The following is a 19,439-nucleotide window of genomic DNA, read 5'->3' as shown; positions in this document are numbered from 1 at the left end:
GCTAATCCGACCTACCCGGCCTGGTCCTTCAGTCGCGCATGGGCGCCACCATCTCCGCGTAATCGTACAGCTCGCCCAGAATCTCTTCCCCCCGCTCATCGACCGACTCCGACAGCACGTCGATTTCCGTAAACAGCATCTCGATGGTGCGGGCGCCGCCGTCGCCGTCGAATAATCGGGCGGCGCGGTGCTGTTCCCAGCGCAGGCTTTCCGCTTCGCTCAGGGTTTGCGGGAAATTGCGGGCACGGTAGCGGAACAGCAATTCCTGCAGGCGCTCGTCGGCAAACGAGGGGCGGGCCGTGGCCAGCTTGGCCGGCGTTTCGCGGCGCAAGGATTCGAGCAGGCGGCGGTCGTCGTTGCTGACGAAACCGTTGTACAAATCCTCATCCACGTCCAGCGCGGCAGCCGCACCCGGGCGCTGGAACACTTCGGCCCAGATGGCGTCCATGTTCGGCGCCGCGGCGGCCAGCTGGGCGTTGATCTTCGCCGCATCCACGTCGATGCCCCATTGCGCGGCCATGGCCGGCGACAAGGTCTTTAAATTGCCGACCAGCATGGGCGACTTGTTCAGGTGCACGCTTTTCACGGGCAGGCGCGTCATCCCTTCGGGCATCGCTTCCTTGCGCGTGAACAAACGCGTGCGGATGGTGTCAGCGTCCAGTTCGAACAGTTCGCGCGGGTCGTAGGCGCAATCCCAGACGAGGATCTCGTTCTTGTTGCTCGGATGCGTGGCCAGCGGCCAGACGACGCTCAGGCAACCGCGTTCGGCGGGGAACATGCCCGACACGTGCAGGAAGGGCTGGCGCTCTCCGGCGGCCAGGTGCATGCCCATTTCGCTGGCGACCCGGTCCTTCTTGTGCAGGGCCAGGCAGAATTCGAACAGTTTCGGCTGCTTTTCGCGGATCAATCGTGCCAGGGCGATGGTGGCGCGCACGTCGGACAGCGCATCATGTGCCGCTTCGTGGACGAGGCCATTGGCCTTGCTCAAGTGTTCCAGTTTGAAACTGGTCTGGCCATCGTCGCGCTTCGGCCATTGAATACCTTCCGGGCGCAGCGCGTGCGTCATGCGCACCACGTCGAGGATGTCCCAGCGGCCGCAATGGTTCTTCCATTCGCGCGCATACGGGTCGATCAGGTTGCGCCAGAACAGGAAGCGCGTGACTTCATCGTCGAAACGGATGGTGTTGTAGCCGACGCCGATGGTGCCCGGTTCCGAAAAGGCCGCTTCGATGGTGGCGGCGAACTGGTGTTCGGGCACGCCCAGCTGCAGACATTGCTGCGGCGTGATGCCCGTGATCAGGCACGATTGCGGGTCGGGCAGGAAATCATTTGCAGGCTGGCAATACAACATGATCGGTTCGCCGATCTCGTTGAGTTCGGCATCCGTGCGGATCGCGGCGAACTGGGCCGGGCGGTCGCGGCGCGGCTGGGCGCCAAAGGTTTCGTAGTCGTGCCAAAGAAAGGTCTGGTTAGTCATTGATGGTCGTAACTTAATGTTGCTGAATGGGTTATCCGGGCCGCTAAAAACAAGCCGCCGCTTCAGTTTTCTGAAAACCTGCCGATACTACACGAGAGGATGGTCATTATCGCGTTTCCCGCATGGTGGCATACATTGTCCGTTCAAGGAGGTCTATCGTGTCAATTCCCATCGCCGCAGGCGGCAATTCCACCCCTTCCGTGACTTCCGTCAGTCCGGGCGTTGCCGGCAAGGACGATAAAGTCCAGCACGGCGTCAACGCTGAAATGAGCGTGAATGACCGCAGCAAGCTGCAATTGAACGCGTCCATCATGCAGGCGTCGTTGAACGTGTCCATCGGTTCCGAGAACGAGCCGCTGGCGCTGCTGTACAAGACGGCCATCACCAACATCAATGAAGCGCTGAAAGGCCAGTATGGCGACGATGCGATCCAGAACGCGGCGTCGCAGGACAACAGCGCCGAAGCGACGGCGAGCCGCATCGTCTCGCTGTCGACGGGTTTTTTTGACGCGTTCAAGAAACAGAACCCCGGCATGGATGACGATACGGCGCTGACCAAGTTCATGGACACCATCAGCGGCGGCATGGAAAAAGGCTTCAAGGAAGCGCGCGACATCCTGGGCGGCTTGAAAGTGCTGAACGGCGATATCGCCGGCAATATTGACAAGACGTATGAGCTGGTGCAGAAGGGCTATGCGGATTTCATTGCCGCGCACAGCAGCAAGAAGGATGATGCGGCCAAGCCGGATGCTGCCAAGCCGGCCGACAGCAAGGCTGCCTGAGCTACAGCATGACCCGGTTGCGGCCGCCGGCCTTCGCGCGATACAAAGCCGCGTCGGCCGCCGCGATCAACGCTTCGTCGTCCTGTTCGGTCGCCAGGCTGGCCACGCCGAAGGAACCCGTGATGTGCGGCAGCGCGCTGCGCATGTCGGCGAAGATGACGGCTTGCTGCATGCGTTCGCACAAGCGTTCGGCGACCCGCAAGGCCACGTTTTCGCTGGTATCGGGCAAGATCACCATCATTTCCTCGCCACCATAGCGCACGGCAAAATCCGTGGGCCGCAGGGCCGCTCCCAGCACTTGTGCGGCAATGCGCAGCGCCTGGTCGCCCGCCTGGTGGCCGTGCGTGTCGTTGAAACGCTTGAAATGGTCGAGGTCTATCATCACCAGCGACATCGGCGAGCCGCTGGCGTGGGCCGTGACTATCATGGTCGGCAATAAATCGGTGAGCCAGGCGCGGTTGTACAAGCCCGTCAGGCTGTCGACCATCGACATCTGGCGGTAGAACTCGCCCAGCTTCTGCCGGCGGCGCAGCAGGGCGTTGGCGGCGCGGATGCGGAAAGACAGCAGCCGCAGCAGGTTGCGCGCCAGACCGTTCGATTGTTCGATCAATTCCCAGACGACGGCCGCGTCGATCACCAGCAAGTCAGTTTCTTCCAGGGCGGAAATGGCGGCCAGGTTGCTCGCTTCGTCGAGCACCGATTGTTCGCCCACGCTTTCGCCGGGCAAGACCTTGCTGATGGTGCCGTCATCCATGCCCGTGTGGATGTCGGCGGCCACAGCCAGCGAACCGCGCAGGACGATATACAGGCTGGTGCCCTGTGTGTCGGCAATGGCTTCGCCCGCTTCGAGGCGCATGACGGGGCAGGGCGCCAGCATGGCGGCCGTCTGGCTATCCGCCCCATCGCGAAATAGCTGTAAATCGCCGATGTTGCAGCCTGAAGCGCCGAAGTTGCCGATCTGTTCCACAATCACACTTTCAAAAAGCCGGCGCGCGCGAGCAGGGGGCCGGTAGCTTCATGATAGCGTAAAGCGGCCTTGGCTGTAACGGCAAAGGCTTGCTTGGTGTCACTTTCTGTGGGAAATACGACAATTATTTCATTGCCGTGTTAATAAGTTGAAATGCTTGCTGTTCTACTATGGATGTTGTCGCGCAGGAAGGTGGCTCCAGATGTGCAAAGGCAGCCTTGAACGGCTGCCTCAGTCTCTGGAAATCCTGCAGGAGGGGAGTTACTCGGCGGTTTCTTCCGCTTCGGCCGTATCGATCACGGCATTCTTGCCGGTGGCGTGGCGCTTGCTGTCTTGCAGGCGGCCCAGGGCGCTATCGATGGCGCGTTTCAGTTTGTCGGTGGCGCCGGCAACGGATTGATGCACGGTGGCGTTCTGTTCGGTCACGGCAATCGGTTGATAGCCAGCAACGCGTGCTTCCATGACGCAGCGGATATCGTCGGCGCCGCCTTTCGGGCCATTCGTGTCGCTGATATGGACTTCGATGCGGGTCAGGTTGTCGCGGAAGCGGCTCAGTGCGCTTTCAAGTACGGATTGCACATGTTCGTTCAGTCCAGCGGTGTTGGCGATGGTGCTGTCGGTATGAATATTGATTTGCATATGCTTACTCCTGTCAATTCAAAAAAAACCCATCTCAGGCGTGCTGCGGCCTGGTTGCTGCCTCATGCACATGACGTCTGTGCATGGAACTTATCTTACTCCTCTTTCCAGTATTTCAAGAGGGTGCGCACGATTAAGATGAGCTTAACCCTACACCCAGGTCAAGTTTCCTCACGGAATTTTTTCAAGCCGGCGCCAGCTTTATCCATTGATGAGGCCGGCCGCGATATTGATTGACAGCCCCAGTACGACCAGGTTGAAGAAAAAGCTCAGCACGGATTGTCCCAGCACGATCTGCCGCATCAGCCGCGTCTGTACTGAAACGTCCGACGTTTGCACGGCCACGGCGATGGTGAAGGCGAAATACAGAAAATCCCAGTAATCGGGGTTTTGCTCGTCGTCGGGAAACTTCAGGGGGCGTACTGCGGGGTCGGCCTGGTAATACAGGTGGGCATAGTGGAAGCAGAACAGGGTGCCGACGAGGAACCAGGAACCGACCAGTGTCAGGATTGTCAAGCCGTAATGCAGCGCGCGCTCGTCGGGCGCCATGTCTTTCATCGAAGACAGTTGCGAGACGATGGCCACCAGGCTCATCACGGATGCGACGGACAGGGCCGACAGCACCGTGGTGGCCCGCTCATCCTGGCGCGCCGCCATCACCTTGACCTTGTGATGGTTGGCGCGCATCATCATCCAGGCCATCGTCGCCAGGTAGAACCAGACGGCGACATTCCACGCCGTCAGCAAACGCGTCATCTGTTGCCAGGAAGAGGGCAACAGCAGGCCGACCGCCACGCCGATGGCCGTGGCCATGCTCAGGTGGGGGCGGCTGCGGATGAAGCCGTGCAAGGGAAGCGTGATTTTCATGGTGCAAGTTCGTCAGTGGCAATAGCGCATCTTAGCCTTTAGTTTGCGGTCGCGGTGGACGTCCTGGCGGCCGCTTCCTTTTCGTGGTGGGGGAAGCGGTCCATGCGCGACAGCACGGGGAACAGCACGGCCCACACGCCCGTCACGGCCAGGGTGGCGGCGCCCCCGAAGAGCACGGCGCGCACCAGGCCGAACCAGCCGGCCGTCAAGCCCGATTCGAATTCGCCCAGCTCGTTCGAGGCGCCGATGAAGACGGCGTTGACGGCGCTGACACGGCCGCGAATCTCGTCCGGCGTCTCGAACTGCACCAGCAGGTGGCGAATGTAGACGCTGACCATGTCGCCGGCGCCCATCAGGAACAGCGCCGCCAGGGCCAGCGGGAAATAGCTGGTGCTGCCCAGCACCAGGGTGCCCAGGCCAAAGACGGCCACACCGCCGAACATCCAGGCGCCCACCCGCCGCGTGATGGGAAAGAGGGCCAGCGCGATCGAGCACAGGGCGGCGCCGGCGCCGGGCGCCGTGCGCAGCAGGCCCAGTCCGCTGGGGCCGATATGCAGCACGTCGTGCGCGAGCGCCGGCAGCAGGGCCGTGGCGCCGCCGAACAGCACGGCGAACAGGTCGAGCGAAATGGCGCCCAGCACGATGGGTTTCGACCAGACGAAGCGCAAGCCTTCGAGCAAAGTATGCCAGCTGACGGGCTCGCGCTTGACCACTTGCGGCGCCGGCGTGGTGGCGCGCATCAGCAGCACGGACAGCACCAGCAAGGCCGACGAGATCAAATACACGACCTTGGGGCCGAAGTAATACAGCAGGCCGCCCAAGGTCGGTCCCAGGATGATGGCCACGTGCGAGCTCGACGAACTGAGCGCGAGGGCGCGGCTGAAGTGTTGCGTGGGTACCATGTTGACCAGCACGGCTTGCGTGGCCGGCATCATGAAAGCGCGCGCGCTGCCGAACAGCACCAGCACGGCGAACACGGGCCAGACGATGGAAATATTGCTTAACGTAAACGCCAGCAGGGCCAGCGCGCAGGCGAGCTGCGCCGTTAGGCACCAGGCGATGATGTTGCGGCGGTTGTAGCGGTCGGCCACGTGGCCGGCCGGTAAAATCAAGACGAGGAAGGGGGCGAACTGCGCCAGGCCGATCAGGCCCAGGTCGAACAGGCTGCCCGTGATCTGGTACACCTGCCAGCCGATGGCCACGCTTTGCATCTGCACGGCGACCGTGCCCAGCACGCGGGCGGACAGGTAACAGGCGAAATTGCGGTGACGCAGGATACTGAAGCCGTTGCCGGCGGAAGCGAGAGACATGACATTTCCAGGAAACAGCGGGGTGGGGCGGGTGACGGCAGCGGATGCCGCGCCAGCAGCACCCCGCTGTCTGGATGCTTATTTGGCCAGGTCGGCTTCCGTCGTGAAAGCGTCGGCGTAGAACTCGTCGGCTGGCAGCCGGCACAATTGCACGAAATCGCGGTGGGCCGCATCGACCATCACGGGCGCGCCGCAGGCATACACCTGATATGCGGACATGTCGGGCAAGTCGGCGATGACGGCCTGGTGCACGAAGCCCGTGCGGCCTTCCCAGGCGTCTTCCGGCAAGGCTTCCGACACGACGGGCACATAGGTGAACTGCGGCAAGTCGGCGGCCCACTGGCGGCACAGCGCGTCCATGTACAGGTCGTGCGGACGGCGGCCGCCCCAGTACAGGGTGATCGGGCGCGGGGATTGCTCGCTGATCATGTGCTCGACGATGGCTTTCAGCGGGGCAAAGCCCGTGCCCGAGGCTAGCAGCACGACGGGCTTGTCGGAGTCTTCGCGCAGGAAGAAGGTGCCCATCGGGCCTTCGAAGCGCAGGATGTCGCGCTCCTTCATCGTGCCGAACACCTGGTCGGTGAACAGGCCGCCCGGCAGGTGGCGGATGTGCAGGGTCACGGGACCGCCTTCGGCGGGTGCGCTGGCCATGCTGTAGCTGCGGCGTTTGTTGTCACGCAGCATGATTTCGATATACTGTCCGGCGCGGTAGTTGAGGCGCTCGCTGGCCGGCAACTGCAGGGTCAGCACGACGACGTCGGGGGCGACCTTCTCGATGGTGGTCACGCGCGACGGCATTTTCTTGATCGGGTAGTCGCTGCTGCCCGCCACTTCGCGCGCTTCGATGACGAGGTCGGCGTCCGTGGTGGCGCAGCAGAACAGGGAAAAGCCGGCCGCTTCCTCTTCCGGCGTCAGGGCGCGCTGCTGGTGCGCCTTGTGCTGGACGGTGCCGGCAAGCACTTTGCCCTTGCACGAGCCGCAGGCGCCATTTTTACAGCCATACGGCAAGCCCACGCCGGCGCGTATCGCCGCCGCCAGCACGGTTTCGTCCGCTTCGCAGCTGAACTGGTGGCCGCTGGGCTGAACAGTAACTTGAAAAGTCATACAATCCTTGAGATGAAAAATATGTTAATGCACTCTTTGCGCAAGCCGGTGGGCCTGCCGCGCCTGCTGATCCTCGGTTGCGGCGACGTCGGCATGCGGCTGCTGCCCCTGCTGCGCGCGCGTTTTCGCGTCTTTGCCGTCACCAGCCAGCCGGCCCGCTGCGCGCAGCTGCGCGCGGCCGGCGCCGTGCCCATCGTGGCCAATCTCGACGACCGCGCCAGCCTGAAACGGCTGGCGGGACTGGCGACGATGATCGTGCATCTGGCGCCGCCCCTGTCGTCGGGCTTGCTGGACCGGCGCACGCGCAATCTGGCCGCCATTTTACCCGAGCATGCCCGCATGGTGTATGTGAGTACCAGCGGCGTGTATGGCGATTGCGGCGGCGCCTGGGTCGATGAAACGCGGCCTGTGGCGCCTGCCAATGCGCGGGCGAAGCGGCGAGTGGACGCCGAACAGGTCTTGCGTGGCTGGGGCGCGCGCCGCGGCGCCACGGTGGCCATCCTGCGCGTGCCGGGCATTTATGCGGATGACCGCCTGCCTTTGAAACGCTTTCGCGAAGGCACGCCGGCCCTGGCCGCGGATGACGACGTGTACACCAACCATATCCATGCCGATGACCTGGCGCGCATCATCGAACGGGCCTTGTGGCGCGGCAAGCCGGGACGCGTGTATCACGCCAGCGATGACAGTGAACTCAAAATGGCCGAGTATTTCGATGCCGTGGCCGATACGTTTGGGCTGCCGCGCCCGCCGCGCCTGCCCTGTGCCGAGCTGCGGCAAGTGGTCACGCCGATGCTGCTGTCGTTCATGTCCGAATCGCGCCGCCTGCACAATACGCGCATCAAGCGCGAGCTGGGCGTGCGCCTGCGCTACGCGCGCGTGGCCGATGCCTTGCAGGCGCTGGCAGCCGGCGCGGGCCGCATCGGGTAAAATGGTCGGTTATCTGCGCACTTTGCTGGGCCGGCGCGCAGCGCGCCGTTCCCGCGTTGCGCCACTCACTTAAGGAAGACAGCATGAGCACCCTCACTTACGAAGCATACCTGGACGAGGTCACCACCGTCCTGACGGAATTGTACGACCTCGATGACGATGCCGCCATCAAGCTGGTCGTGGCGGCGCAGGACGCCGAATTTTTTGTCCCGCACGATGCGCATGAGGAAATGCGTACCGTGGAGCAAGCCAAGAAAGATGCGGTCGCCCTGTTCGAGCGCAAGCAGAACCGTCAGCAAACGCAGGAAAAACAACAACAGCGCGTGCGCCAGCAAAAGAAATAAAAATGGTGTGCTGTGCCTCTGGCCGTCAGGTCGCGGGGCAGCACGGGCTGCGGCGCAACGCCGGGACCGTGCCATTTGATGCAGCGCAAACGTGTCATGGCGCGCTGGCGATATGGTGAGCAATGTCGTCACGCGTCCGGGCTCTTGTGGCGGGCTCGGCATCTACAATTAGCGCGACGCTGTTTCCCGTCAGCAGGAGCGAGCCATGCGAGCTACGAGTCACCCCAGCAAGGAGCAGGTCCGCGCGTATATGCGCCGGCGCGAACGTGCGCTACAACCGCCGCCGCCGCCCGATGAAATTCGCCGGCAACTGGCCTGGTGCCGCATCGACGATTTTTCATGCAACTGCCTTTTGGCCACCCCGGCCGGCGTGGCCGCGCAAGGCTGGCATTTATCGACGGAAATCGCCCGCCTGGGCGCCCTCATGGCGATTGCCTGGCTCATGCGCAGCGGCGTTCCTCATTGTAAAAATTGATGACTTGCAGCAAATTTTTCCGATTTGGGTTATCCTCTAGCACATTCCAAGTGCGTCAATTCTCTTCAATTATCACAATTTTGCTTTAAGTTACGCAAAAATCAACAATAGCGTGTATTATATTGTTTGTGGCGTAAAAGCCGCATAAGTGATGGCGCTTTTTAGTGTGTTTACCCTGAATTATAGCGAAAGAGGCATTCGGCTTCTTTTTGCTCTAATACAACAAGTACGGATTTTTGATCATGTCTCTCAAACAAATTACTTCTTTGCCTACCTACAACCCGAATCGCGTCCTCGATGCGATCATCGACAAGCTGCAACTGAAAAACGATGCCGCCTTGTCGCGAGCTCTGGAAGTGGCGCCACCTGTTATCAGCAAGATTCGTCACAACACCTTGCCGATCGGCGCCACGATCCTCATCCGCATGCATGAAATCAGCGATTTCAGCATTCGTGAACTGCGCGAGTTGATGGCTGCCTAAGAGCGCCTGACAGACGGCAAACTGAGAGGTGCCGTCTGGGTAAGTCAGGCTTGCCGCGTGCGGCAGCCACATCTGTTTTCCGCCGTTCTATTGCGGGTCGCGGTTCAGTACCGGACGATCGACATAGAAGCGCCCCATTTCCAGGCCAGTCGAAGACGATTTGACCACCGCTGCGGTCAGAGAGGCCGGCGCGCTGGAAAACGCGGTGCTGGCAGCGCCCGTCGCGCGGCCCGAATACGCCGTCGCCTGCACGGCCGCACTGGAAAACGCCGTCTGCACGGCCCGGCCCGAGTAAGCGGTGGCCTGTACCGCGGCACTGGAAAATGCTGTTTGTACCGCGCGTCCCGAATACGCTGCCTGTACCGCACGTCCCGAATACGCCGCCTGTACGGCGCGCCCCGAATACGCCGTTTCTGCGCGGATGTAATCTTCCCCGAACGTCTGCTCATACAACTGCTTCATGCGCTCGCCCACGCGATGGTGCGCCGCTTCGTCGTCTTCGCCGCGCAAGCCGATGTACGGAAAGTGATGGAGGAAGTAACCGAACACCTGCTCGCAGTCCGCCGCATATTTCAGGGTGTCGAGGATGTGGTAGTGCCAGAAAGTATCGACATCCATCAGTGGCGCCGTTTCTTCCTCCGGAAACTGTTTCATCAGGATCAGGAAGCGGCGGTATTCGAATTCCACGGCATTTGCCTTTTCCAGGCTCCATCCTTCGCCTGACTCCCGGTGCATCAGCTTGACCTTGATCGCGTCCAAATTCAAATCGGCAATTGCTTTGAAACTGTCGTTCGTATCCATGAATGTCCTTTTGTAAAGAGCGTTGTGGGAAATACGGTGAAACAAGGGAAGGCGGCGGGTGTGTACTCCTGGCAAGTAGTCGAGGAATGCCTGCCCATGGCGGGCGGGCGCTGAGTTGTTCAACATCAATATTGCATCTAATTACGAAATATGCAAGCTGAGCTTGCTTCATGCGGGCGGGCGCCGATCAACTGCTGGCCCGGCTTTCTTCTTGGTAGGGAAACGCGGTGGCGTCCGCGCCCAGCGGCACGCTCACGTGTACGCTCATGCCGGCGCCGGGGCTGCTTTCGATGTAGAAAGTGCCGCCTAGCAACTTGATGCGTTCCTCGATGCCCACCAGGCCAAACGAGCCCAGCTTGTTGCGCCCGTCGATGGCCGCGCCCACGCCGTTGTCGCTGATGCTCATCGATACCGTATCGCGGCACTTTTCCAGCTTGACCTGCACGCGGCTGGCATTCGCATGCTGGGAAATATTGCTGAGCGACTCTTGCAGGATACGGAACAGGGCCGTCGCGCACTGGTCGCTGAGGCAAATGTCGCCATGGCTTTCATGCACTTCGCAGGCGATGCCCGTGCGCTGGCGAAATTGCGCCACCTGCCATTCGACGGCCGCATTCACGCCCAGGTCCAGCACGGTAGGGCGCAAGTCGTTGATGATCTGCCGCACGCTCTTGATGGTGGCGTCGATCTGCTCCAGGGTCGAGCGGGCGCGCGCGTTCAGGCGCGGGTGGCGGCGCTGCGTGCGCGAGGCCAGCATGTCGGCGTCGATGCGCAGCACCAGCAGGTTTTGTCCCAGGTCGTCGTGGATTTCGCGCGCGATGCGCTTGCGCTCTTCTTCCTTGATCTGGTCGGCGTGGGCCGCCAGCCGGCGCAGTTTCTGGTGCGACAGCTGCAGGCGGATCTGGCTGGCGCGCAATTCCTCCGTCATGCCCGTCGCCATCTGGATGGCGCGCCGGCGCGACGACGCCAGCGTGTGGAACAGCATGTACAGCAGCATGGCGCTGGCAAAGCCGATCAGCAGGGCCAGCCATGGCAAAAAAACATCGAAGCGCGTATACAGGTCGCTCTTGCGCACGCTGAACAGCGCTTGCCAGACGCGGCCATTGTGTTCAATCAGCATCGTGCTGCTCAGGTAGCGGCCCGAACTGCCGGGCAGCCACCACGGCGCATGCATGCCCGCCGTCGTGCTGTCGAAGATGGGACGCATGTCGTGCGGCAAGTTCAGTGCTTCGCGCGCCTGGGGGCCGATATCGAACAGGGTCAGGCGCACGTTACGCACCGGCATGTCGGCCAGCGCGCTGCGCATCATTGTCACCAGGTCGTAGCCGATGCCGACGGATCCCTGGTAAGCGGCGCGCCGCTGCTCCACCGTATCGACCGGCATGCCGTAGCGGTACACGGGCAGGCGCATGGCCATGCCTGTCAATTGGGGCCGGCCTTCCATCGGCACGGGCACGCCGGAATTGCTGATCTGCCCGGAATCGCGCGACTGCGCCAGCATTTCCGCGATCAGGGGGCGCGCGGCGATATCCTGGCCATACTTTTCCGGGGCGCTGGCAATCGGCTCGATGTACACCAGCACGGAATAACGGGCGCGCGGGGCGGGTGGATGGATGGCAAATGCCGGATAGCCGTCGCGCCCGGGCGGATAGTCGCGCTGCATGGCCGCTTCGAAGGCGCCGCGCTGCGCGTCGTCGAGTTCCTGGCTGTAATTGAGATTCATCACGCCCGGGTAGTTCTGTTGCAGGGCAATGTTTGCCACGTAGCGGTGGAATTGCTCGCGGCTCACGTGTTCGTTGGCGTGGAACAGGCTGGCCGTGCCGCGCAGCAGGTTGGCATACGACTTGACGCGCGATTCGATGTTTTTCCGCGTATTGCGGGCCAGATTGTCGAACAGCTCGCTGGCGTCGTTTTCGATCGACAGCGAGGCAGCCATGTAGAACAGCAAGCCCACCACCATCGACATCACGAAGCCGAGCAGCCAGAGCGGTTTTTTTTCAGCAGATAAGGGGTGTTCGCTGGCAGTAGAAGACATCGCCATCCGCATCAGGAAGAGGAATCGGGGGCCGCCTGGGCGACAGTGTTATACAAGCGCTATTGAAATTGCAAATTGCTCAATAGCTGCCTAATATACAAAATTATCGTGAATGTAGTCAACAGGCAATATTCTGGGGTGATATATGTTCTTGAAACGAAAAAAAACCGCCGCAGCGGTTTTTTTGTGGGTCGTCCGGCGCCTTATTTTGCGGGCTGCCAGCTGTCTTTCAGGGTGACGATGCGGTTGAAGACGGGCTTGCCAGGCTGGCTGTCGACCCGGTCGGCCGCAAAGTAGCCGTGGCGCTCGAACTGGAAGCGCTGTTCCGGCTGGGCCAGTTCCGCGCCCGGTTCCAGCCACGCCTGCACCACTTCCTTGGCCAGCGGGTTAAGGGCCAGCTTGAAGTCCTTGCCGCCCGCGTCCGGCTGCGGGTCCGTAAACAGGCGGTCGTACAGGCGTACTTCGGCGGCAATCGCCGTCGGCGCGCTGACCCAGTGCATATTGCCCTTGACCTTGTAGTTGGCGCTGCCTTCCGTGCCCGACTTGCTGTCCGGGAAATAGTTGCAATGCACGGCGATGACCTTGCCGTCGGCATCCTTGTCAAAGCCCGTGCACTCGATCACATAGCCGTAGCGCAGGCGAACCTTGCTACCCGGCTTGTCGTCGATGGGCGGATACAGGCGGAAATAGCCTTTGTTCGGCACTTCCATGAAGTCGTCTTCCTCGATCCACAGCTCGCGCGAGATGGGGAAGGTGCGCAAGCCCCGTTCCGGGAAGTGCGGGTGCACGGGCGCCGTACACTCGACGCTCTCGTTTTCCGGGAAGTTGTCGATGATCAACTTCAACGGACGCAGCACGGCCACCGTGCGCGGCGCCTTCGGGTCCAGGTCTTCGCGCAAGCAGCCTTCGAGCACGCTGTAGTCGATCCAGCCGTCCGATTTCGTCACGCCCGTGCGTTCGCACATCAATTGAATCGCTTCCGGCGTGTAGCCGCGGCGGCGCATGCCCACCAGGGTCGGCATGCGCGGGTCGTCCCAGCCGTCGACGATGTGTTCTTCCACCAGCTGGCGCAGCTTGCGCTTGCTGGTGACGATGTAGGTCAGGTTCAGGCGCGAGAATTCGAACTGGCGCGGCACCGGTTGCTGGAAGAAGCCGCCGGCGGCCAGGGTTTCCAGCAGCCAGTCGTAGAACGGGCGGTGGTCCTGGAATTCCAGCGTGCAGATCGAATGCGTGATGTTTTCCAGCGCGTCCGAGATCGGGTGCGTGTAATCGTACATCGGATAGATGCACCAGGCGTCGCCCGTGCGGTGGTGATGCGCGTGGCGGATGCGGTAGATGGCCGGGTCGCGCAAGTTCATGTTCGGCGAACTCATGGCATCTTCGCTCATCTTCGCGCGCAAGATGTGTTCGCCATCCTTGAACTGGCCCGCCTTCATGGCGCGGAACAGGGCCAGCGATTCGTCGCGCGGACGGTCGCGGAACGGCGAATTCTTGCCGGCCTGGCCGAAATTGCCGCGGTTGGCGGCCATGTCTTCGGCGCTTTGGCTGTCCACGTAGGCAAAGCCGGCCGTGATCAGGTACTCGGCCATCGCGTACAGCTGGTCGAAATAGTCGCTCGCGTAGTGCAGGTGGCTCTGGCCATCGGCAGTCTTCGGTTCCCAGTCAAAGCCCAGCCATTTCACGCTGTCCATGATGGTGTCGACGTATTCCTGCTCTTCCTTGGCCGGATTGGTGTCGTCGAAGCGCAGGTTGCACTGGCCGGCGTAATCGCGCGCCAGGCCGAAGTTGACGCAGATCGACTTGGCGTGGCCCACGTGCAGGTAGCCGTTAGGCTCCGGCGGGAAACGCGTGATCACCTGGGGCAGGCCGGGACGCACGTGCGCGCCGGCAGCCAGGTCGGCTTCGATGATGTTACGCAAGAAATTGGGCGCCAGCGCTGGCGCGGCGGTATTCGGTTTATCGTTGCTCATTGATCAATGCGGAAGAGTGACAGTAAAAAGCATTTTACCGTACCGCAAGCGCTTTATAAGCACGTATTTGGCCCCATATCCCAGCATGCAAGCGACGCGGGCGCCGTTCTATAGGATAATTCGCCTTTAATTAGCAAACAAAACGTGACCCCGGAGCCATTTATGGAAAATTTGTATAACGTCCTCGGTGTCGCGCCCAATGCCAGCGACGATGAAATCAAGAAGGTTTACCGTTCGCTGGCCATGCGCTTCCACCCCGACCGCAACCAGGCCCCCGGCGCCGAGGCGCGCTTCAAGAGCGTCACCAAGGCGTATGAAATCCTGGCCGACCCGGCCAAGCGCGCCGAATACGACCAGAGCGTGAACCACCGCATCATCATCGATCCGGAAGCGGAAGCCTATGCCCTGTGGTGCGGCGTGTTCCGCCTTCACGGCACCGTGCTACCGGCCGATTGAGGGCGTCTCACATAACCTACTGCGCGTCGTGATTTGCGGCCTGCGATGCTCACCGTACTAAAGTACGGTTGCGCTTCTTAGGCCAACGGGGGCGCCGAGCCTCACTGCCGCTCGCTACGGTTCTGTGAGACGCGGTACAGTCCGGATGATTTTAAAAACAACAACAACGGCGCTTTTAATGTAACAGCGCCGCGCATCACATTGGAAAGCACAGCATGAGAAGAGTACACCCTGAATTCGCGTACCAGTCGCGCGAGCTGGAAGGCCAGATCGACGGCATCCTCGGCGACCCGCCGAACCGCAAGAACTACAAAAGCATGGTCGACGCACTGGTGAGCGAGTACGCGAGCGGCGGCGGCATCGAAGACGTGAACATGCTGGCCTTCGCGCTGGTCGATCACATCACCTTCAGCGACCCGAAGGGCTTGCTGGCCGAAAGCGAAGACTACGAGTTCGGCGACCCGTCCCGCGTGTTTTCCATGGCCGCGTGCGCCGCGCCGGAAGCGGCGAAGATGTACGCCGCCATCGAAGAGAGCTTCCCCGACCTGGCGCGCCAGGCCATCATCACGGCCTTCCTGCACAAGAACCCGCGCCTGTGGGACGACGACGACCAGTCGCTCGACCAGCTGGCCGCCAATGACGACGGCGACGACGATCACGATGAAGACGAAGCCACCGACGATTTCGCCCAGATGTTTGACCAGGATGGAGATGACCATGGCCGATAATGAACAAAAAAGCAACCTGCCCGCGCTGACGAAGCAGGTCACGGAATTGGTGCTGTCCGGTTCGCTGGGCCACGCCGAGCAGGCGTTTGCGGACGCGGCCGACCAGTACGGCGACCTGGCCGTGGTGGAAGTGCTCAATTCCATCCCGCCGCAGGTGACGGCCCTGCACCTGGCCGGCTTCGACGGCGGCAAGATGTCGCTGGCCACCTTGCTGGTGCCGCCGAAAGCGTGGGCCGACAGCCTGGCCTTCATCGCCGCCACCTGGAGCGATGACCAGATCGAGGATGATCCGGAACGCATCGCCGAAGCGCTGTTCGCGCACATCCACGGCGTCGTGTTTTCCACCGACGACGCCGAGCGCCGCCGCGAGCTGCTGCTCGAAGCATCCGCCACCGACTGGGGCGCCACGGCGTTCGCCATTTTGTTCTCGATGGCGCCGAAGGAAATCCTCGAAGTGGCGGGCGAAATCGTCATCAAGGGACCGTACGTGACGGGCGTGACGTCGTCCGACAACGACATCGTGCCGCTGGCCATCGAACTGGCGCAAGCGAATGAAGACGGCTGGGACCGCTCGCTGTTCGAACTGTTCCCCGACTTCCGCCACAGCGCCGACCTGGCCGACGCGGAATACTCGGACGACCCGGATGAAGAACCGACCATGTTGCAGCGCAGTACCAAGGAATTGCTGTACCGTCTGCGCAAGCAAGTGCCGAGCACGCGCAGCGCGCCGCGTTCCAGCACGCGCCGCAGCCTGGGCACTGGCATTTTCTCGTAATGAAAGCAGGGAATCACTAATGCTGCCAGCAATTGTTGTAGAGAATCTTCCGCGCCTGGTGCGCGCCATCAAGCTGTTGCCGGGCGACCCGCGCGAAGACGCGGCGCTGAACCTGGCCGACGAATTGACGGGCATCACGGCCATGGTGGCCGAGAAGTTCACGAATGAACGCACGGCCGACGGCATCCAGAAGGCGCTGTACCTGACGGTGGGCGGCGTGTCGCTGGGCCTGGAGCAGGCCGTCACGCATGAGGGCGACCAGGCCGCCCTCGACTTCCTTGTCGAGCACGGCGCCGAGCACGCGTTCCAGGTCGGCTTTCGCCTGATCAAGGACCTGTCGCAGCTGCCGGAAGACGCCCTCGTCGGCGAATACGACCAGGACCCCGTCTACCTGCAGCGCCGTTTGCGCGAGCTGTTCATCGATATTTGCCAGGCCGACCCGAACCAGAACTGGGCCGGCTATGAAAAGTATGCGTTGCAGTTGCAACAGCGCAAGGAAGTGCAAGCCGTCGTGCGCCTGGCCAGCTGGCTGCGCCGCCACCACGACAACGGCCCCGTCAGCGACAGCGATTTGAATGCCGAGGGCGTCATCGCTCTGGCCATCATCTTCGCCATCGAAGGCGGCGGGCGCATCGTGGCGCGCACGGGTCAAAAGGAGTTTGAACGCTTCGTGCGTTCCGTGCGCAAGAACAAGCCCGACTTCGAGGAAGGCTGGGCCGCCCTGGTGGCCAAGGTGCCCGTGCAGCACCACCCCGTGCTGCTCGACCGCATCGCGTCCTACCGCCGCAGCTGCACCGTGGTGCAGAAAATCCTCACGCGGGCCAGCATGAAGAGCCTGTTCGAGGACCTGGAGAATTACGCGGGTTCCGAGCTGGATGCGGATTATTCGTGACCGCTGGTGTCGGATGACGCGGCGGCTTCGCCACCGCTAATCCGACCTACGCCGGCGCGCGTCCCGTAGGTCGGCTTAGCTGCGGCACAGCCGCAGCGTAAGCCGACATTGCAGCCTACGCTCCCCCTTCCAGCGCCGCTTCCTCGGCCAGCTTGACGAATGCCGCCACCAGCGGCGACGTCTCTTCTTCCCGTTGTGCAAGTAACAAGCTGGTCGTCGCCTGCGGGTCGGCGATGGGGCGGTAGCACACGCCATCCATGCGGATGCGGTCGAACGAGGCGGGCAGCACGGAAATGCCGCAGCCGGCCGCCACCAGGCCGATGATGGTCGATGCTTCGCCCGCTTCCTGCGTGACCTGGGGCACGAAGCCTGCGGCCTTGCACAGGCGGAAGATCTGCGGATAAATCCCCGTGCCCGCATCCTTGGGATACATGACAAAGCCTTCGCCCGCCATGTCGGCAATCGCGATGCTGTCCTTGGCCGCCAGCGCGTGGGCGACGGGCAGCACGAGGAACAGCGGGTCCTGGCGCAATTCGGTCAGGCGGATGTCGTCCGGGTACGTCGTTTCCGGCGGGCGCACGAAGCCCAGGTCCATCGTCCTGGCCGAGATCGCTTCCAGTTGATGCAATGTCGCCATTTCATGCAGGGTCAAGGTGACGTGCGGGAATTGCTGGCGGTAGCGGTTGATGACGGTCGCGAAGTAGGGCGTAAACGGCGTGGAAAAGGTAAAACCGATGCGCAATTCGCCCGCTTCGCCCCGCTGGGCCCGGCGCGCCGTGACGGCCGCCTGTTCCGACAGGGCCAGGATGCGCCGCGCATCGTCGAGAAACAGCGCGCCTGCCTGCGTCAGCCGCACGGAGCGCTTGTTGCGCTCGAACAACTGCGCACCGAGTTCCGCCTCCAGCGCCTGGATTTGCTGGCTCAGCGGCGGTTGGCCGATGTGCAGGCGCTCGGCCGCGCGCGTGAAGTGCAGCTCTTCGGCAACGGCGACAAAGTAACGCAGGTGGCGCAGTTCCATATAAGTAATATTTTAAAAGTATGAGTTGGGCCTTGAATATATATTGGACGATATGAGTTGGCAATCCTAAGATGAAGACTCGCTTCCTTTCCGAAACACGGCCATGTCTGATTCATCGCTCTCCTTTGCCCCCGCCACCTCGTCTGCCATCGCGGTTTCTCCCGCCGCACCCGCGCCCCGCACGGCCATCGCCAAGGGCTCGATCGAATTCAAGCGCAGCAACCGCGCCCTGTTCTTTGGCGGCTTTTCCACCTTCAGCCTGCTGTATTGCATACAACCGCTGTTTCCGCCGCTGTCGCACCAGTTTCATCTGACGCCGGCGCAAAGCAGCTGGTCCTTGTCCGTGTCGAGCGGCTTGCTGGCCATCTCCTTGGTGCTGCTCAGCGCCGTCTCGGACCGGGTGGGACGCAAGCCGCTGATGGTGGCGTCGATGTTTTCCGCCGCGATATTGACGATCTTGTCCGCCTTCGCCCAGGATTATGCGCAACTGCTGGCCATCCGCGCCGCGCTGGGCATCGCCTTGGGCGGCATGCCGGCCGTGGCCATGGCTTACCTGGGCGAGGAAATCGAGGGGCCGTCGCTGGGATTGTCGATGGGCTTGTATATTGCAGGCAGCGCGTTTGGCGGCATGTCGGGACGCCTTATCGCTTCCATGCTCAGCGATTTCCTGTCGTGGCGCTGGGCCCTGGGCGTGCTGGGCGTGGCCGGCGTGCTGGCGGCGGCGGAATTCTGGCGCAGCCTGCCCGCGTCGAAGAATTTCGTGCCCACAACCCGAGGCTGGAATGCGCTGCCGCACGCGATCAAGCAACATTTTTCCGACCGGGGCTTGCCATGGCTGTTCTGCCTGGCTTTCGTGCTGATGGGCTGTTTCGTCAGCCTGTATAACTACATCGGCTACCGCCTGCTGGCCGCGCCATTTGGCTTGCGCCAGAGCACGGTCGGTTTGCTGGCCTTTCTGTACCTGATCGGCATCTTCAGTTCCGTGTGGGCGGGCCGCCTGGTGGACCGGCTGGGGCGCCGGGGCGTGCTGTGGATCATGCTGTCGGTGATGCTGTCCGGCATAGTATTGACCCTGTTCGACTCGCTGCCGCTGATCGTCATCGGCATGGCGCTGGCTACGTTCGGTTTCTTTGCCTCGCATTCGATCGCCAGCAGCTGGGTTAGCCGCCGCGCCCGCGCGCCGCAGGCGCTGGCCTCGGCCTTCTATCTGCTGTTCTATTACCTCGGTTCCAGCCTGATCGGTTCCGCCTCGGGCATGATGTGGGGCTTCGACGGCTGGACGGGGGTCATCATCATGCTGGGCGTATGCCTGAGCGGCGGCGTGCTGATCGCCTTGCGCCTGCGCCATCTGCAGCCGCTGGGCGCGCGCGAAGCGGTGGGCTGAGGC

Annotated in this window: 20 protein-coding genes; 10 read left to right on the top strand and 10 right to left on the bottom strand. The window is 62.2% G+C overall.

What is annotated here, in order from left to right:
- Positions 1-28: 28 nt before the first annotated feature.
- A complete protein-coding gene (gene sbcB / locus AC1RBA_RS16220) occupies positions 29-1,477 on the bottom strand; it encodes an exodeoxyribonuclease I (protein WP_492419083.1) in 1,449 nt (482 codons plus the stop codon).
- Between the two features lie 158 nt (positions 1,478-1,635).
- Here sbcB and AC1RBA_RS16215 point away from each other — a divergent pair, with 158 nt between their 5' ends.
- Entirely contained in the window at positions 1,636-2,259 is a 624-nt protein-coding gene (locus AC1RBA_RS16215) for a DUF5610 domain-containing protein (RefSeq protein ID WP_492405203.1), read from the top strand.
- Between the two features lies 1 nt (position 2,260).
- On the opposite strand, the gene AC1RBA_RS16210 is transcribed toward AC1RBA_RS16215, so the two are convergent.
- The 5 genes from AC1RBA_RS16210 to AC1RBA_RS16190 form a co-directional block, all read right to left on the bottom strand.
- On the bottom strand, positions 2,261-3,226 hold the full coding sequence (locus AC1RBA_RS16210; protein WP_492419081.1) for a GGDEF domain-containing protein: 966 nt from the start codon (positions 3,224-3,226) through the stop codon (positions 2,261-2,263).
- Positions 3,227-3,487: 261 nt separating this feature from the next.
- Positions 3,488-3,865 carry an HPF/RaiA family ribosome-associated protein gene (locus AC1RBA_RS16205; RefSeq protein WP_070221366.1) on the bottom strand — a complete coding sequence of 126 codons (378 nt, stop codon included), beginning with the start codon at positions 3,863-3,865 and terminating at the stop codon, positions 3,488-3,490.
- A gap of 201 nt (positions 3,866-4,066) precedes the next feature.
- A complete protein-coding gene (locus tag AC1RBA_RS16200; protein ID WP_070221367.1) occupies positions 4,067-4,732 on the bottom strand; it encodes a DUF1345 domain-containing protein in 666 nt (221 codons plus the stop codon).
- A gap of 38 nt (positions 4,733-4,770) precedes the next feature.
- On the bottom strand, positions 4,771-6,042 hold the full coding sequence (locus tag AC1RBA_RS16195; protein ID WP_492419079.1) for an MFS transporter: 1,272 nt from the start codon (positions 6,040-6,042) through the stop codon (positions 4,771-4,773).
- Positions 6,043-6,120: 78 nt separating this feature from the next.
- Positions 6,121-7,146, bottom strand: a complete 1,026-nt coding sequence (locus AC1RBA_RS16190; protein WP_492419078.1) for a CDP-6-deoxy-delta-3,4-glucoseen reductase — start codon at positions 7,144-7,146, stop codon at positions 6,121-6,123.
- A gap of 12 nt (positions 7,147-7,158) precedes the next feature.
- Between AC1RBA_RS16190 and AC1RBA_RS16185 the strand changes: the two genes are divergently transcribed.
- The 4 genes from AC1RBA_RS16185 to AC1RBA_RS16170 all read left to right on the top strand — a co-directional run bounded on the left by AC1RBA_RS16185 (position 7,159) and on the right by AC1RBA_RS16170 (position 9,377).
- The gene (locus AC1RBA_RS16185; RefSeq protein WP_492419076.1) at positions 7,159-8,076 is read left to right on the top strand and encodes an SDR family oxidoreductase; all 918 of its coding nucleotides are present in this window, start codon (positions 7,159-7,161) and stop codon (positions 8,074-8,076) included.
- 83 nt (positions 8,077-8,159) lie between these two features.
- Positions 8,160-8,420, top strand: coding sequence for a hypothetical protein (locus AC1RBA_RS16180; protein ID WP_070221371.1), 261 nt, complete (start codon positions 8,160-8,162; stop codon positions 8,418-8,420).
- Positions 8,421-8,625: 205 nt separating this feature from the next.
- Positions 8,626-8,895, top strand: a complete 270-nt coding sequence (locus tag AC1RBA_RS16175; RefSeq protein ID WP_070288590.1) for a hypothetical protein — start codon at positions 8,626-8,628, stop codon at positions 8,893-8,895.
- 242 nt (positions 8,896-9,137) lie between these two features.
- Entirely contained in the window at positions 9,138-9,377 is a 240-nt protein-coding gene (locus AC1RBA_RS16170) for a hypothetical protein (RefSeq protein WP_029496207.1), read from the top strand.
- Between the two features lie 87 nt (positions 9,378-9,464).
- On the opposite strand, the gene AC1RBA_RS16165 is transcribed toward AC1RBA_RS16170, so the two are convergent.
- From AC1RBA_RS16165 to AC1RBA_RS16155, 3 genes are all read right to left on the bottom strand, one after another.
- The gene (locus AC1RBA_RS16165) at positions 9,465-10,304 is read right to left on the bottom strand and encodes a glycine-rich domain-containing protein (protein ID WP_343216097.1); all 840 of its coding nucleotides are present in this window, start codon (positions 10,302-10,304) and stop codon (positions 9,465-9,467) included.
- Positions 10,305-10,365: 61 nt separating this feature from the next.
- Positions 10,366-12,213, bottom strand: coding sequence for a CHASE domain-containing protein (locus tag AC1RBA_RS16160; RefSeq protein ID WP_492419073.1), 1,848 nt, complete (start codon positions 12,211-12,213; stop codon positions 10,366-10,368).
- Positions 12,214-12,416: 203 nt separating this feature from the next.
- Complete coding sequence (locus AC1RBA_RS16155) at positions 12,417-14,183, bottom strand: glutamine--tRNA ligase/YqeY domain fusion protein (RefSeq protein ID WP_492419071.1); 1,767 nt, start codon at positions 14,181-14,183, stop codon at positions 12,417-12,419.
- Between the two features lie 162 nt (positions 14,184-14,345).
- On the opposite strand from AC1RBA_RS16155, the gene AC1RBA_RS16150 reads away from it, so the two are divergent.
- The 4 genes from AC1RBA_RS16150 to AC1RBA_RS16135 all read left to right on the top strand — a co-directional run bounded on the left by AC1RBA_RS16150 (position 14,346) and on the right by AC1RBA_RS16135 (position 17,034).
- Positions 14,346-14,639, top strand: a complete 294-nt coding sequence (locus AC1RBA_RS16150) for a DnaJ domain-containing protein (RefSeq protein ID WP_010395442.1) — start codon at positions 14,346-14,348, stop codon at positions 14,637-14,639.
- 215 nt (positions 14,640-14,854) lie between these two features.
- On the top strand, positions 14,855-15,367 hold the full coding sequence (locus AC1RBA_RS16145) for a hypothetical protein (protein ID WP_230503649.1): 513 nt from the start codon (positions 14,855-14,857) through the stop codon (positions 15,365-15,367).
- Complete coding sequence (locus AC1RBA_RS16140; RefSeq protein WP_070288595.1) at positions 15,357-16,142, top strand: hypothetical protein; 786 nt, start codon at positions 15,357-15,359, stop codon at positions 16,140-16,142. The genes AC1RBA_RS16145 and AC1RBA_RS16140 overlap by 11 nt, the downstream gene beginning before the upstream one ends.
- Before the next feature lie 19 nt (positions 16,143-16,161).
- Entirely contained in the window at positions 16,162-17,034 is an 873-nt protein-coding gene (locus AC1RBA_RS16135) for a hypothetical protein (protein ID WP_070313672.1), read from the top strand.
- 115 nt (positions 17,035-17,149) lie between these two features.
- Here the strand turns inward: AC1RBA_RS16135 and AC1RBA_RS16130 are convergent, their stop codons facing one another.
- Entirely contained in the window at positions 17,150-18,052 is a 903-nt protein-coding gene (locus tag AC1RBA_RS16130; RefSeq protein WP_070313673.1) for a LysR family transcriptional regulator, read from the bottom strand.
- A gap of 103 nt (positions 18,053-18,155) precedes the next feature.
- On the opposite strand from AC1RBA_RS16130, the gene AC1RBA_RS16125 reads away from it, so the two are divergent.
- The gene (locus tag AC1RBA_RS16125; protein WP_492419068.1) at positions 18,156-19,436 is read left to right on the top strand and encodes an MFS transporter; all 1,281 of its coding nucleotides are present in this window, start codon (positions 18,156-18,158) and stop codon (positions 19,434-19,436) included.
- Positions 19,437-19,439 lie beyond the last annotated feature (3 nt).

The organism is Janthinobacterium sp. GW823-FHT03B06, assembly GCF_058796955.1.
This window is presented reverse-complemented; position numbering and strand designations above follow the sequence as displayed.